We start from the raw sequence: 15167 nt of genomic DNA, 5'->3' as shown, positions 1-15167 counted from the left end.
TGCGATACGAATTAATTTTTCACACACTCACACTGCCAGTGAATCATCAACTGTATCTATCGTTCGTGACACAATAAAAACATAGTTTATGCGCGAGTCTTAACAATGGGTCTCGTAGGGGGAATAGGATGAATATTTTAGGTTTTTTCCAGCGCCTCGGTAGGGCTTTGCAGCTCCCTATCGCCGTGCTACCGGTTGCAGCATTGCTGCTGCGATTCGGGCAACCCGATCTTCTTAACGTGCCGTTTATTGCCCAGGCAGGCGGCGCAATTTTTGACAACCTGGCGCTGATTTTCGCCATCGGTGTGGCGTCAAGCTGGTCTAAAGACAGCGCTGGTGCCGCGGCACTGGCAGGGGCTGTCGGTTACTTCATCCTCACGAAAGCGATGGTAACCATCAACCCTGAAATCAACATGGGTGTGCTGGCAGGTATCATTACCGGTCTGGTCGGTGGTGCCGTGTACAACCGTTGGGCGGGTATCAAACTGCCTGACTTCCTGAGCTTCTTCGGCGGTAAACGTTTTGTACCGATTGCGACGGGCTTTTTCTGTCTGATCCTCGCAGCCATCTTTGGCTACGTGTGGCCACCGGTGCAGCATGCTATCCATGCGGGCGGCGAGTGGATCGTGTCTGCGGGTGCAATGGGTGCGGGCATCTTCGGTTTCATTAACCGTCTGCTGATCCCAACCGGTCTGCATCAGGTACTGAACACCATCGCGTGGTTCCAGATTGGTGAGTTCACCAACGCGGCTGGCGCGGTGTTCCACGGTGATATCAACCGCTTCTACGCAGGCGACGGCACCGCGGGCATGTTCATGTCTGGCTTCTTCCCAATCATGATGTTTGGTCTGCCTGGCGCTGCGCTGGCAATGTACCTGGCTGCGCCGAAAGCGCGTCGCCCAATGGTTGGCGGGATGCTGCTGTCCGTTGCGATCACCGCTTTCCTGACCGGCGTGACCGAGCCACTGGAATTCCTGTTCATGTTCCTGGCTCCGCTGCTGTATCTGATGCACGCGATCCTGACCGGTATCAGCCTGTTCGTCGCCACCCTTCTGGGTATCCATGCTGGCTTCTCCTTCTCCGCAGGCGCTATCGACTATGTGTTGATGTACAACCTGCCAGCGGCAAGCAGCAACGTCTGGATGCTGGTGGTGATGGGTCTGGTGTTCTTCGTTATCTACTTCGTTCTGTTCAGCGCGGTTATTCGTATGTTTAACCTGAAAACGCCGGGCCGCGAAGATACGAAAGACGATGTGGTGACCAGTGAAGCAAACAGCAATACCGAAGAAGGTTTAACCCAGCTGGCAACCAGCTACATTGCCGCTGTAGGCGGTACTGACAACCTGAAAGCGATCGATGCCTGTATTACCCGTCTGCGTCTGACCGTAGGTGACTCTGCACGCGTGAGTGATGCAATGTGCAAACGCCTGGGCGCGTCAGGTGTGGTGAAACTAAACAAGCAAACCATCCAGGTTATCGTGGGTGCGAAAGCCGAATCGATCGGCGATGAAATGAAAAAAGTGGTTGCCCGTGGGCCGGTCGCTGCCGCCTCAACGGACAGCGCGCCAGTAGCTGACGCGCCGGTTGCAAAACCGCAGGCGGTGCCAAATGCGGTGACCATCGCTGCGCTGGTCTCTCCGGTGACAGGTGATCTGGTTGCGCTTGAGCAGGTGCCTGACGAAGCGTTCGCCAGCAAAGCGGTCGGTGACGGCGTGGCGGTGAAACCAACGGACAAAACCGTTGTATCTCCTGCGGCCGGTACTATCGTGAAAATCTTCAACACCAACCACGCGTTCTGCCTCGAAACCGAAAAAGGCGCGGAGATCGTTGTCCATATGGGTATCGATACCGTTGCGCTGAACGGTCAGGGCTTTACTCGCCTGGTGGAAGAGGGTGCCGAAGTGGTGGCAGGTCAGCCGATTCTGGAGATGGATCTGGATTACCTCAATGCCAATGCGCGCTCCATGATTAGCCCGGTCGTGTGCAGCAACATCGACGACTTCAGCGGTCTGGTGATCCAGGCGCAGGGTCAGGTGGTTGCAGGCCAGACGCCACTGTATGAGATTAAAGGCAAGTAATCGCTCCTGAGTAGAGTTATGCCTTTAGCGGCGGGGGATATCCTCCGCCGCTTTTTTTTGCAGCATTTGCCCCCATTATTTTCTTCCGGGACGTTTTAAGGGTTGTCACTACGTCCGGCTTATAAGATCATATGCCGTTATACGTTGTTTACGCTTTGAGGAATCCACGATGAGTGAGGCAGAAGCCCGCCCGAGTAACTTTATTCGTCAGATCATCGATGAAGATCTGGCCAGTGGTAAGCACACCACAGTCCACACGCGTTTCCCGCCGGAGCCAAATGGCTACCTGCACATTGGTCACGCCAAATCGATCTGCCTGAACTTTGGTATTGCGCAAGACTACCAGGGGCAGTGCAACCTGCGTTTCGATGACACCAACCCAGTAAAAGAAGACATCGAATACGTTGAGTCGATTAAAAACGACGTGCAATGGCTGGGCTTTAACTGGTCTGGCGATATCTGCTACTCCTCTGACTATTTCGATCAGCTGTATGCCTATGCGGTTGAACTGATCAACAAAGGTCTGGCGTACGTCGACGAACTGTCTGCTGACGAAATCCGTGAATACCGCGGTACGCTGACTCAGCCTGGCAAAAACAGCCCGTTCCGCGACCGCAGCGTGGAAGAGAACCTGGCGCTGTTTGAAAAAATGCGTGCCGGTGGCTTCGAAGAAGGCAAAGCGTGTCTGCGCGCCAAAATCGATATGGCGTCTCCGTTCATCGTGATGCGCGATCCGGTGCTGTACCGCATTAAGTTCGCGGAACACCACCAGACCGGTAACAAGTGGTGCATCTACCCGATGTACGACTTCACCCACTGCATCAGCGATGCGCTGGAAGGCATTACGCACTCGCTGTGTACGCTGGAATTCCAGGACAACCGTCGTCTGTACGACTGGGTGCTGGATAACATCACCATTCCTGTGCATCCGCGTCAGTACGAGTTCTCTCGTCTGAACCTGGAATACACCGTCATGTCCAAGCGTAAGCTGAACCTGCTGGTGACCGACAAGCACGTCGAAGGCTGGGACGACCCGCGTATGCCGACCATCTCTGGCCTGCGTCGTCGTGGTTATACTTCTGCGTCCATTCGTGAATTCTGCAAACGTATTGGCGTCACCAAGCAGGACAACACCATCGAAATGGCGTCTCTGGAATCCTGCATTCGTGAAGACCTCAACGAAAACGCGCCGCGCGCGATGGCCGTGATCGATCCGGTTAAGCTGGTTATCGAAAACTACCCGCAGGGCGAAAGCGAACTGGTCTCCATGCCTAACCATCCGAACAAACCGGAAATGGGAAGCCGTGACGTGCCGTTCAGCGGTGAAATCTGGATCGACCGTGCTGACTTCCGCGAAGAAGCCAACAAGCAGTACAAGCGTCTGGTGCTGGGTAAAGAAGTGCGTCTGCGTAACGCCTATGTGATCAAAGCCGAGCGCGTAGAGAAAGATGCGGAAGGTAACATCACGACCATCTTCTGTACGTACGACGCAGAGACGCTGAGCAAAGATCCGGCTGATGGTCGTAAAGTGAAAGGTGTAATCCACTGGGTGAGCGCACAGCATGCGCTGCCGGTTGAGATCCGTCTTTACGATCGTCTGTTCAGCGTGCCTAACCCAGGTGCTGCGGAAGACTTCCTGGCGGTTATCAACCCTGAGTCGCTGATTATCAAGCAGGGTTATGCCGAGCCGTCTCTGAAAGCCGCTGAAGCGGGCAAAGCGTTCCAGTTCGAACGTGAAGGCTACTTCTGCCTGGACAGCCGTTACAGCACGGCAGAAAAACCGGTATTTAACCGTACCGTCGGCCTGCGTGATACCTGGACTAAGATCGGCGAATAATATTGCTGCTCTGGTCAAGGAGAAACAAACGCCGCTTATTGCGGCGTTTTTTTTATTTAATGATCATGGTATTAAGCCAGGGCTTAAAGATAAGCCGCTAAAATATCAGGTCAATGTGGTGCTACTTATTTTTCTAAAAAAAGTTTGTATTTTTACGAAATATAAAGAGGATGAAAAATAAACAGCAAATACCTGCGCGACCCGATGAAATTTCTGATATTTCCCCGCCAATCCTCGCTCTCCTCTAAATGTTACAAAGCACTACGAATTATGTGCACTTCGTCATAATCCTGACTTTTGCCCACGGAAAAGCATTGATAATTCGCGTCGCGAAAAATAACCTAAAGACGGTAGTTAATTCGAGGGTATTTCTGACTACCCCTGACCTTTTGGTCTTTTCTGTTTTTCGCCGTTTAAGGCGTTTTAATTCGTCAAAGAGGAATAATCTATGCGTACGTTCAGTGGCAAACGTAGTGCGCTGGCGCTGGCTATCGCCGGTGTCACAGCAATGTCGGGCCTGGTGGTTGCGCCAGAGGCAAAAGCAGCAGGTTTCATTGAAGATTCTACCCTCACGGGCGGTGTTTATTACTGGCAGCGTGAGCGTGACCGTAAAGACGTTGCGGAAGATAAATACAAAACTAACCTTTCTCACTCCACCTGGAACGCCAACCTGGATTTCCAGTCAGGCTATGCCGCCGATATGTTTGGTCTGGATATTGCGGCATTCACGGCAATCGAAATGGCTGAAAATGGCGACAGCGGCCACCCGAACGAAATTGCGTTCTCCTCCAGCAATAAAGCCTATGACGAAGACTGGTCCGGTGATAAAAGCGGTATCAGCCTGTACAAGGCAGCAGCGAAATTCAAATACGGCCCGGTGTGGGCACGTGGGGGCTATATTCAGCCAACCGGTCAAACGCTGTTAGCGCCGCACTGGAGCTTTATGCCGGGTACCTACCAGGGCGCGGAAGCCGGGGCTAACTTTGACTACGGCGATGCGGGCGCGTTGAGCTTCTCGTATATGTGGACCAACGAGTACAAAGCACCGTGGCACATTGAGATGGACAAGTTCTACCAGGGCGATCGTAAAACCAAAGTGGATTATCTCCACTCTTTGGGTTTGAAATACGACTTTAAAAATGACCTTGTCCTGGAAGCAGCGTTTGGTCAGGCTGAAGGCTACATGGATCAGTACTTTGCTAAAGCATCGTATAAATTCGATATCGCTGGCAGCCCACTCTCTACCAGCTATCAGTTCTATGGCGCACGTGACAAAGCCGATGCGCAAAATAACTTAAGGACTAATGATGAGGTCGCGCTGGCCAACGACTTATATGACGGCACGGCCTGGCTGCAAGCCTTAACGTTTGGCTATAAGATCGGCCAGGTGGATCTGCGCCTTGAGGGTACATGGGTTAAGGCTGACGGTAATCAGGGCTTCTTCCTGCAACGCATGACGCCAACTTACGCTTCATCAAACGGTCGCCTGGATATCTGGTGGGATAACCGTTCTGATTTCAACGCCAATGGTGAAAAGGCGGTGTTCTTCGGCGCGATGTACGACCTCAAAAACTGGAACCTTGCAGGATGGTCAGTGGGTGCGTCCTACGCTTACGGTTGGGATGCTAAACCAAGCAGCGCGCCGATCTACGATCAGAGCCAGCGCCTGAAAGAGTCTGCCTATAGCCTGGATGCTGCCTACGTCCTCCAGGATGGCCGTGCCAAGGGAACCATGTTCAAGCTGCATTTCACTCAGTATGACAACCACTCCGATCTGCCAAGCTACGGCGGGGGATATAACAACATCTTCCAGGATGAACGTGACGTGAAATTCATGGTCATTGCGCCATTCACAATCTTCTGATGAACACGCTGGCGGGTGAAGTCCCGCCAGCATGGAGACTGCACATGATGAAAAAATGGGTAATCGTTGCGCTGCTGGCATCGGGGCTGGTGGCGTGTGCGCAGGATCAGGCGCAGAAAGAAGACTCCCGTCTGAAGGAGGCGTATAGCGCCTGCATCAATACAGCACAAGGATCGCCAGAGAAGATTGAAGCCTGTCAGAGCGTGCTGAATGTGCTGAAAAAAGAGAAAGCGCATGAGCAGTTTGCGACGCAGGAAAGCGTTCGCGTGATGGATTACCAGGCCTGTATTCAGGCGCGTAAAACCGGTAACGATCAGGAAGTGGCGAAGCGTTGCGATAAGATCTGGGACGAGATACGCAATAACAACAAATAAGTTGTTTTCACGCCCGGTGGCGTTGCGCTACCGGGCTTTTTATTGCCCAAAAAAGGCAAAAAAAAGCCAACCTTTCGGCTGGCTCAGAGTATGAACACTCGCTTATTTTGCGTCGTGCGCATGTTCATTTTCACGGCAATCGCCTTCAGCGCAGTGACCGTACAGGTACAGGCTGTGGTTGGTCAGGCGGATGCCATGACGGGCGGCGATTTCACGCTGGCGTGATTCAATGGAATCATCGCTGAATTCAATGACCTTGCCACAGTCGAGGCAGATCAGGTGATCGTGGTGGTGCTGCTGAGTCAGTTCGAACACGGATTTACCGCCTTCGAAATTATGACGAGTAACAATGCCCGCGTCATCAAACTGGTTCAGCACACGATAGACGGTTGCCAGCCCAATCTCTTCACCCATATCGATAAGACGCTTATAAAGGTCTTCCGCACTGACATGGTGATTGTCTGGCCCCTGAAGCACTTCAAGGATTTTTAACCGAGGAAGCGTTACTTTCAGGCCAGCTTTCTTTAATGCGGTATTGTTGTCAGTCATGCGGAATCTGTCCTGTTGCTAAACGATTCACTTCAAAAGAAGAAGTGACAGAAAATGCACTTGGGATAATGCGTCTCATTATAGAACTGCCATGGCTAAATGAAAACTGCAAGTCTCAAGCAAAGTATGCTTATAAAAACGTGGTATCACCAACAAACTTGTTCGATGGCACCCACTTTTTACCAGGGGGATATTGTACAGGTCTGGACGAAAAAGTTAAAAGTTTGTAGCAATTAATTTAATCGGTTTTACCTGGAAACGGGCGCAACCGGAGTTGCGCCGCAGGGATATCAGGCGTTAAGGATATCGTCCAGGTTCAGCTCTTCACGAACCTGCTTAACCCATTTTTCTACACGTTCAGCGGTCAGCTCTGGCTGACGGTCTTCATCAATGGCCAGGCCAACGAAGTGATCGTCATCGGCCAGACCTTTGGACGCTTCGAAGTGGTAACCGGCAGTTGGCCAGTGACCGACGATCGCCGCACCGCGTGGCTCAATGATGTCGCGAATGGTGCCCAGCGCATCACAGAAATACTCTGCATAGTCTTCCTGATCGCCACAACCGAACAGGGCAACCAGCTTGCCGTTGAAGTCTACTTCTTCCAGCGTTGGGAAGAAATCATCCCAGTCACACTGTGCTTCACCGTAGTACCAGGTCGGGATGCCCAGCAGCAGGATGTCATAGCCCTCGAGATCTTCTTTGCTGCTCTTGGCGATGTCATGCACATCAGCAACGTCTTTACCGAGCTGTTTTTGAATGTTTTTTGCGATATTTTCAGTATTGCCGGTATCACTGCCAAAGAAAATGCCGATGATTGCCATGAGTAAAATAACCTCTTGAAACTTAATGGTATGGTGGCGCAAATTGTCCACGGATAAGGGCAATAATAGCAGAACAGGCAACCCTGCGGAAACAGCTATCACGCAGGACTGCACTCTGTGCTACATGAAAAAGATAATATTGGGGATTTTCTGACTCACGCCTTGCCGCGTAACGTCTCAAGCTGGGCGATCAGCATCTCTTCGATCAGTTCGCTGCGGCTGATGTTGCGCGCGTCAGCTAACTCGTTAAGCGCATCGACGGCATCGGCATTCAGCTTCAGTTCGACACGCTTAAGTCCACGATTTTTATCGCGTTTAAGCTGGTTGCGTTTATTGATACGCAGCTGTTCATCGCGCGAAAGCGGATTCGTTTTCGGTCGTCCCGGTCGACGCTCATTCGCGAACAGATCTAGTGTCGTACGGTCCGTTTGTTCTTTGGCCATGATTCTGAGACTTCGGGGGAAACACGCCGCCCTGCTAATGCCCGGGCGATAAGCGCGCCATCATACATTACCCAAATCCACACGCCAACGACTGGAAGCCCGTCGGCTTCCGGTCGCTGGCTTTTTAATCAATTCGCAGTATCAGTAAGATAGCGGCGAATGGCGCGCAGGACGGCATCCGGTTTTTCCGCGTGTACCCAGTGCCCGGCACCGGCAATGACGTGAGCACGGGCCTGCGGGAACTGTGCCAGCAGCGTGTCTCGGTACGCGTCAGTAACGTAAGGGGAGTTGCCGCCGCGAATAAAGAGGGTAGGGTGTGGCCAGGCGGGCACGGTTTCCCAACCCACAATATGCGAATACTGATCCCAGAGCACCGGGACGTTAAAGCGCCATTGTCCGTCAACAAACGATTTCAGCAGGAACTGCACCACGCCTTCTTCATCGAGATGCTCGCGCATAACGGTAGCCGCCTGCTGGCGTGTGGAGACGCCTGACGCCGTCACGGCGTTGATTGCAGCGAAAATCTCATCGTGACGACGAACGTCATAATTGACGGGTGCCACGTCAATGACCACCAGCCCGGAGATCCGCTCAGGGGCCAGCGCAGTGAGCGCCATCACCGCTTTGCCGCCCATTGAATGCCCGATGAACGTCGCTTTCTGGATATCGTTCGCATCGAGGGTGTCACGCAGATCCTGCGCCATGGCGGCGTAGGTCATCTCCTCCGAGCGCCCGGAAAGTCCGTGATTGCGCATATCAACCTGGAGGATCGCGTGATCGGTCACTAAATCGCGCGCCAGCACGCCCAGGTTATCCAGGCTACCAAACAGGCCGTGAACCAGTACGATGGGAGAATTATTGTTCGGCGATTGTGCAGTTTGCGCTCGGGTATTCAATTTCATGGCAAAGTTCTTTTTTTAGGTTTGTCAGGTTAGGGTATCATGTTGACCATTCTGCCGCCCGGGGGCAAGGATCCAGTTTAATCCGACTTTTGCCGCCAACCTGGTTTGACGCTATCCGCTGTTGGGATTTGACCTTATAATCTCAACGACTTGTATTCAGATAAGATATCGCACTGGATTAAGATGAAAACAATCGAAGTTGATGACGAACTCTATCAGTATATTGCCAGCCAGACGCGGCATATTGGGGAGAGCGCGTCCGACATTTTACGGCGCATGCTTAAAATTTCCGCCGCCTCACAGCCCACTCCTGCCACTAAAGATGTCGTGTCTCAGCCGAGCGTTGTTGCACAAGTAAAACCTGCCGTCATGCCGGCAAAAGACAAAGTGCGCGCGATGCGCGAGCTGCTGCTGTCCGATGAATATGCAGAGCAGAAAAAGGCGGTTAACCGCTTTATGCTGGTGCTGTCTACACTTTACTCTCTGGATCACAAAGCATTTGCTGAAGCGACAGAGTCGCTGCACGGTCGCACGCGCGTTTACTTTGCAGGCGACGAGCAGACCCTGCTGCAAAATGGCAACCAAACCAAACCCAAACATGTTCCCGGTACGCCATACTGGGTGATCACCAACACCAATACGGGCCGCAAGTGCAGCATGATCGAACATATCATGCAATCCATGCAGTTCCCGGCGGAATTGATCGAAAAGGTTTGCGGTACAATTTAACCCTTGCATCAGAAGGACCAGGCAATGGCAAATCACAGCCGTGCAGGACAACCTGCACAACAACGCGATTTGATTAACGTCGCTCAACTGACCGCGCAGTACTACGTGCTGAAACCGGTCGTGGGCAACGCAGAACACGCAGTGAAGTTTGGTACATCTGGCCACCGCGGCAGCGCGGCGCGCCATAGCTTTAACGAACCGCACATTCTGGCCATTGCTCAGGCCATCGCGGAAGAGCGCGCCAAAAATGGCGTCACCGGTCCGTGCTATGTAGGGAAAGATACCCACGCCCTGTCTGAACCTGCTTTTATCTCCGTACTGGAAGTGCTGGCGGCGAACGGCGTAGACGTGATTGTTCAGGAGAACAACGGTTTCACGCCAACGCCTGCGGTGTCTAACGCTATTCTGGTACACAACAAAAAAGGTGGCGCGCAGGCTGACGGTATTGTCATCACCCCGTCCCACAACCCACCGGAAGATGGCGGCATCAAGTACAACCCACCTAACGGTGGTCCGGCAGATACCAACGTCACGAAAGTGGTGGAAGATCGCGCCAACGCGTTGCTGGCTAACGGTCTGAACGGCGTGAAGCGCATCTCGCTGGATGAAGCCATGGCCTCCGGTCATGTGAAAGAGCAGGACCTGGTGCAGCCGTTTGTGGAAGGGCTGGCGGATATCGTTGATATGGCCGCGATCCAGAAAGCTGGCCTGAAACTGGGCGTGGATCCGCTGGGTGGCTCCGGTATCGAATACTGGAAACGCATTGCTGAGCACTACAAGCTCGATCTGACCATCGTGAACGATCACGTTGATCAGACGTTCCGCTTTATGCACCTGGATAAAGACGGCGCAATCCGTATGGACTGCTCGTCCGAATGTGCAATGGCTGGCCTGCTGGCGCTGCGTGACAAGTTCGACCTGGCGTTTGCCAACGACCCGGACTACGACCGCCACGGCATCGTCACCCCGGCAGGGCTGATGAACCCGAACCACTACCTGGCAGTGGCGATCAACTACCTGTTCCAGCACCGTCCGCAGTGGGGGAAAGAGGTGGCTGTTGGTAAAACGCTGGTCTCTTCCGCCATGATCGACCGCGTGGTCGATGCGCTGGGCCGCAAGCTGGTGGAAGTGCCGGTGGGCTTCAAATGGTTTGTTGACGGTCTGCACGACGGCAGCTTCGGCTTCGGCGGTGAAGAGAGCGCGGGGGCATCGTTCCTGCGCTTCGACGGTACCCCATGGTCAACCGACAAAGACGGCATCATCATGTGCCTGCTGGCGGCGGAAATTACCGCGGTTACGGGTAAGAACCCGCAGGAACATTACAACGAACTGGCGGAACGTTTCGGCGCGCCAAGCTATAACCGTATCCAGGCTGGCGCCACGTCTGCGCAAAAAGCTGCTCTGTCAAAACTCTCTCCGGAAATGGTCAGCGCCAGCACCCTGGCAGGTGACCCTATCACCGCGCGTCTGACGGCAGCACCGGGTAACGGCGCATCCATCGGCGGCCTGAAGGTGATGACCGAAAACGGCTGGTTCGCCGCGCGTCCATCCGGTACGGAAGATGCGTACAAAATCTATTGTGAAAGTTTCCTCGGCGCTGAGCACCGTCAGCAGATTGAGAAAGAAGCGGTAGAGATTGTCAGCGAAGTGCTGAAAAACGCATAAGTCGTGTTCGGGTGCGGGCTGATGCCCTCACCCCGGCCCTCTCCCACGAGGAGAGGGAGAAAACATTAAAAACGGCAACCTCAGGGTTGCCGTTTTGCATTGACTTCGTAGGCCCGGTAAGCGTTAGCGCACCGGGCTTTTTTTTAGCTATGTTTGTTCTTCAATTCAAATCTCGGCGACACCAGACCGTACAGCGTCCAGCCCATAAACGTCACCATCGCGCCGTAGAGCATCGCCTCCTGACCGGAGGAGTAGAGCGCGTAGAAGCTGTAAATCGCCCCAATCAGCGCCACGATATTGGCCGCCCGCGCTTTGCGCGGATCCACCTTCGCCACCTTCTGAATGATCACCAGCGCCGCCATCGACAGAATGTACGGAATGATGTTCGTCACCACCGCCAGGTTGACCAGCACGTTAAACTGGCTGTTCAGCGACGGGCTGATGGTCATCAGCGACAATCCGCTCTGGAAAATTACAATTGCCAGCATACCCTGTACCGGTGCATCCGCTTTGGTGACGCGGGAGAAGATTTTCGGGAAATAACCTTCGTCAGCGGAAGATTTGAATACCTGAGCAATGGTGAACTGCCAGCCCAGCAGCGAGCCGCAGCAGGACATCACCATCAGTCCCATGATCACTTTCCCGACTTCCGGCGTAAACATCTGCGCAAACGCCAGCCCGAACGGGGCCGTGGAGTTAGCCAGATCCATATTAGGTACAATCCCCGCAATCACGTTGGTCGAGATGATGTAGATCACCGCCGCCCCCAGCGTTCCGCCGAGTACCGCGATCGGCACGTTTTTCTCCGGGTTTTCCACCACTTCCGCATTCGCGCAGGCCGACTCCAGACCGAGGAAAGCCCACAGCGTCATGGCGATGGACGATCCCACGGCGGTGAAGAACGGCACGTGATGAGGATTCCAGGAGTTGGCGTACAGCGTCGGGCTGAACCAGAACCAGCCGATGATGCACAGACCGACCACCGGGATGATCACGCCCCAGACGGTGATGCTGCTGAGTTGTCCGGTAATGCGCGCGCCGCCAAAGTTAGCGACGGTGCAGATCCACAGCACGCCGATGGTCGCCAGCCCAATCTGCACCGGCGTCAGCGTCGCGCCAAACAGCTCCGTGCCGTAACCGACGGCGGAAATGGCAATCGCCACGTTAGCGATCAGCAGCGACACACCGTAGGTATAGTTGGCCATAAAGTTACCGGACTTACCGAACGCATATTCGGCATAGCCCCCCATCCCGCCTGACTTGCGGCTGAACATGCCGCACTTGGCAAACGCCCACGCCAGCGCCATCGAACCTACGGCGGTAACAAGCCAGGAGATAATCGAAATCGTCCCCACTTCAGCGAGCTTGGTGGGCAGCATGATGATCCCGGAACCCATCATATTTACCATAGTGAGAATAGTGAGTTGCACCACGCCCATCTTGTTGGCCTTACTCATAATTTTTCTCCTTTCAGCAGCGATGGCTGAGCGGCAGGTTGTTTGATGACATAGCAGCGCACCTCTTTGCGACCGTCACACTCCTCGACGTAAACCCCCTGTAACTCAGGGGCAAAACCCGGCAGCAGATTGATTCCCTCTTCCAGCGCGGCAAAATAGCGCAGCACGGAACCGCCCCAGACTTCCCCCGGCACCACGCACAGCACCCCCGGTGGGTAAGGCAGCGCACCTTCCGCGGCGATACGGCCTTCTGCATCGCGCAGGGACACCAGTTCAACCTCACCGCGCAGATAGGCATAGTTCGCCTCCTGCGGATCCATCATGACGCGCGGGAAGTGAGACTTGCGGAACATCTCTTTTTGCAACTGTTTCACGTTGTGGCGGGCGTAGAGATCGTGCATCTCCTGGCAGATCTGGCGCAGGGTATAATCCGCATAACGTTCCGGATGTTGCTTACAGAGAGAGGGCAGAACCTCTTTCAGCGGCACATCGCTCTGGAGCAGTTTCTCGAAGCGCACCAGTTGGGCGACGAGCTGCTGCAATTTGCCCATGTCCTCTGCCGGGGTGAGCAGGAAGAGAATGGAGTTGAGGTCGCATTTTTCCGGCACGATGCCGTTTTCACGCAGGAAGTTGGCGAGGATGGTGGCGGGCACGCCGAAATCATCGTACTCACCGGTGCGGGCGTTGATGCCCGGCGTGGTCAGCAGCAGTTTGCACGGGTCGATAAAATACTGGTGTTCGGCATATCCCTCAAAGGCGTGCCAGCGTTCGCCCGGCACGAAATGGAAGAAGCGCAGATCGGTGGCAATGTCCGCCGTATCCCAGCTTTCCCACGGACGACCATCCACCGTCTCCGGCACAAACGGGCGAATAAACTGACAGTTCTGAAGGATCAGTTTCCGCGCTTCGATACCCGTCACCACGCAGTCCATCCACATGTTGCGCCCACTTTGCCCCTCGTGCATGCGGGCGTTAATATCCAGGGCGGCAAACAGCGGATAAAACGGGCTGGTGGAGGCGTGCATCATAAAGGCATTGTTGAGACGCTTATGCGGAACATAGCGCGGCTGGCCTTTGATGTGGCTGTCCTTCTTATGGATTTGCGAGGTTTGCGAGAACCCCGCCTGCTGCTTATGCACCGACTGGGTAACCAAAATGCCCGGATCGTTTTCGTTCAGCTCCAGCAGCAGCGGCGAGCAGTCGGCCATCATCGGGATAAACTGCTCGTAACCCACCCAGGCGGAGTCAAACAGAATGTAATCGCACAGGTGACCAATCTTATCCACCACCTGACGGGCGTTATAGATGGTGCCGTCGTAGGTGCCCAGCTGGATCACCGCCAGGCGGAACGGACGTTCATCCCGCGCGCGGCCTGGCGCGACCTCTGACACCAGCTCCCGCAGGTAGCGCTCTTCAAAACAGTGTGCGTCAATCCCGCCGATAAACCCGTACGGGTTGCGCGCCGTTTCCAGATATACCGGCGTCGCTCCTGCCTGTAACAGCGCGCCGTGGTGATTAGATTTATGGTTATTGCGATCGAACAGCACCAGATCGCCTGGCGTGAGCAGGGCATTGAGCACCACCTTGTTAGAGGAAGAGGTGCCGTTCAGCACGAAGTAGGTTTTATCGGCATTAAAGACTTTTGCCGCATGCTGTTGGGCGATGCATGGCGCGCCTTCGTGGATCAGCAGATCGCCCATTGCCACGTCAGCATTGCACAGATCGGCGCGGAAAAGCGTTTCGCCAAAGAAATCGACAAACTGATTCCCGGCCGGATGGCGGCGGAAGAACTGACCGCCCTGATGCCCGGGGCAGTCAAACGCGCTGTTCCCCTGCTGGACGTAATCGACCAGCGCGCGGAAAAACGGCGGACGGAGCTGAGTTTCGTACTTCTGCGCAGCCGCTTCAAGCTGGCGTCCGTAGTACGCATTGCTGGTGTCAGAGCACTCAAAAACACCGTGAATACGCGACAGAAATTCAGCCGGAACCCTTTCTTCTTTATGCGTGGCAATAAACACCGGAATACCGAATCCCGTGGCTTCTATTTCTTCTATGACGCCATTGAAAATATCGCTGACGGCCAGGACTACGGCTGCCACATCAATATAATCCGATGCGCTGATATCCACAATGTCGCGTGAAGTGGTAAAGCATTCAGGGCAGGCACGGCTGACGGCAATTTTTAACATTTTCATCTTTTTCTCTTTATTTCAGGCAATATGAGGCCCTCGACTTCTTGCGATAAAGAAATCGATTATTTCCGGGAAAAAAAGCAAAGCGTGTCCGCTGATACGAAATCAGTTAATTGCTTTTTTGCTGAGTAGAATTCAGTCCGCCCGGTTGCGGAGAATCTGAATCACAAGGAATGAGCGCAGGTGTTCACAGGCAACAGCCTGTAAAATAGCGTGTTTCAGGATGACCTGTATGCAGATGCGCCAGAAGTCGAAG

General features: G+C 54.0%; 12 protein-coding genes. 6 read left to right on the top strand and 6 right to left on the bottom strand.

Going from position 1 to position 15167, the window contains the following annotated elements; translation table 11 throughout:
• The first annotated feature begins 128 nt into the window (after positions 1 to 128).
• From nagE to chiQ, 4 genes are all read left to right on the top strand, one after another.
• A complete protein-coding gene (gene nagE, locus BH712_RS07495; RefSeq protein WP_006809609.1) occupies positions 129 to 2078 on the top strand; it encodes a PTS N-acetyl glucosamine transporter subunit IIABC in 1950 nt (649 codons plus the stop codon).
• 169 nt (positions 2079 to 2247) lie between these two features.
• Positions 2248 to 3915 carry a glutamine--tRNA ligase gene (glnS, locus tag BH712_RS07490; protein ID WP_006809608.1) on the top strand — a complete coding sequence of 556 codons (1668 nt, stop codon included), beginning with the start codon at positions 2248 to 2250 and terminating at the stop codon, positions 3913 to 3915.
• A gap of 448 nt (positions 3916 to 4363) precedes the next feature.
• Positions 4364 to 5779: a chitoporin ChiP gene (gene chiP, locus BH712_RS07485; RefSeq protein ID WP_006809606.1), complete on the top strand. Its 1416-nt coding sequence runs from the start codon at positions 4364 to 4366 to the stop codon at positions 5777 to 5779.
• A gap of 47 nt (positions 5780 to 5826) precedes the next feature.
• Positions 5827 to 6153 carry a ChiQ/YbfN family lipoprotein gene (gene chiQ / locus BH712_RS07480; RefSeq protein WP_032673754.1) on the top strand — a complete coding sequence of 109 codons (327 nt, stop codon included), beginning with the start codon at positions 5827 to 5829 and terminating at the stop codon, positions 6151 to 6153.
• 102 nt (positions 6154 to 6255) lie between these two features.
• Here the strand turns inward: chiQ and fur are convergent, their stop codons facing one another.
• The 4 genes from fur to ybfF form a co-directional block, all read right to left on the bottom strand.
• Positions 6256 to 6702 carry a ferric iron uptake transcriptional regulator gene (fur, locus tag BH712_RS07475; RefSeq protein ID WP_003858655.1) on the bottom strand — a complete coding sequence of 149 codons (447 nt, stop codon included), beginning with the start codon at positions 6700 to 6702 and terminating at the stop codon, positions 6256 to 6258.
• A 290-nt stretch (positions 6703 to 6992) separates the two neighbouring features.
• Positions 6993 to 7523 carry a flavodoxin FldA gene (fldA, locus tag BH712_RS07470; RefSeq protein ID WP_003858653.1) on the bottom strand — a complete coding sequence of 177 codons (531 nt, stop codon included), beginning with the start codon at positions 7521 to 7523 and terminating at the stop codon, positions 6993 to 6995.
• A gap of 155 nt (positions 7524 to 7678) precedes the next feature.
• Entirely contained in the window at positions 7679 to 7966 is a 288-nt protein-coding gene (ybfE, locus tag BH712_RS07465) for a LexA regulated protein (protein WP_003858652.1), read from the bottom strand.
• A gap of 128 nt (positions 7967 to 8094) precedes the next feature.
• Positions 8095 to 8868 (bottom strand): esterase, encoded by a 774-nt coding sequence (ybfF, locus tag BH712_RS07460; protein WP_006809603.1) that lies wholly within the window; start codon positions 8866 to 8868, stop codon positions 8095 to 8097.
• 183 nt (positions 8869 to 9051) lie between these two features.
• Between ybfF and seqA the strand changes: the two genes are divergently transcribed.
• A complete protein-coding gene (gene seqA / locus BH712_RS24565; protein ID WP_006809602.1) occupies positions 9052 to 9597 on the top strand; it encodes a replication initiation negative regulator SeqA in 546 nt (181 codons plus the stop codon).
• A 24-nt stretch (positions 9598 to 9621) separates the two neighbouring features.
• Entirely contained in the window at positions 9622 to 11262 is a 1641-nt protein-coding gene (gene pgm, locus BH712_RS07455; protein WP_003858649.1) for a phosphoglucomutase (alpha-D-glucose-1,6-bisphosphate-dependent), read from the top strand.
• A gap of 143 nt (positions 11263 to 11405) precedes the next feature.
• Here the strand turns inward: pgm and potE are convergent, their stop codons facing one another.
• Both potE and speF read right to left on the bottom strand, forming a co-directional pair.
• Positions 11406 to 12719: a putrescine-ornithine antiporter gene (gene potE, locus BH712_RS07450; RefSeq protein WP_006809601.1), complete on the bottom strand. Its 1314-nt coding sequence runs from the start codon at positions 12717 to 12719 to the stop codon at positions 11406 to 11408.
• Positions 12716 to 14914, bottom strand: a complete 2199-nt coding sequence (gene speF / locus BH712_RS07445) for an ornithine decarboxylase SpeF (protein ID WP_006809600.1) — start codon at positions 14912 to 14914, stop codon at positions 12716 to 12718. The genes potE and speF overlap by 4 nt, the downstream gene beginning before the upstream one ends.
• Positions 14915 to 15167 lie beyond the last annotated feature (253 nt).

The organism is Enterobacter hormaechei ATCC 49162, assembly GCF_001875655.1.
GTDB classification, from domain to species: Bacteria; Pseudomonadota; Gammaproteobacteria; order Enterobacterales; family Enterobacteriaceae; genus Enterobacter; species Enterobacter hormaechei.
This window is presented reverse-complemented; position numbering and strand designations above follow the sequence as displayed.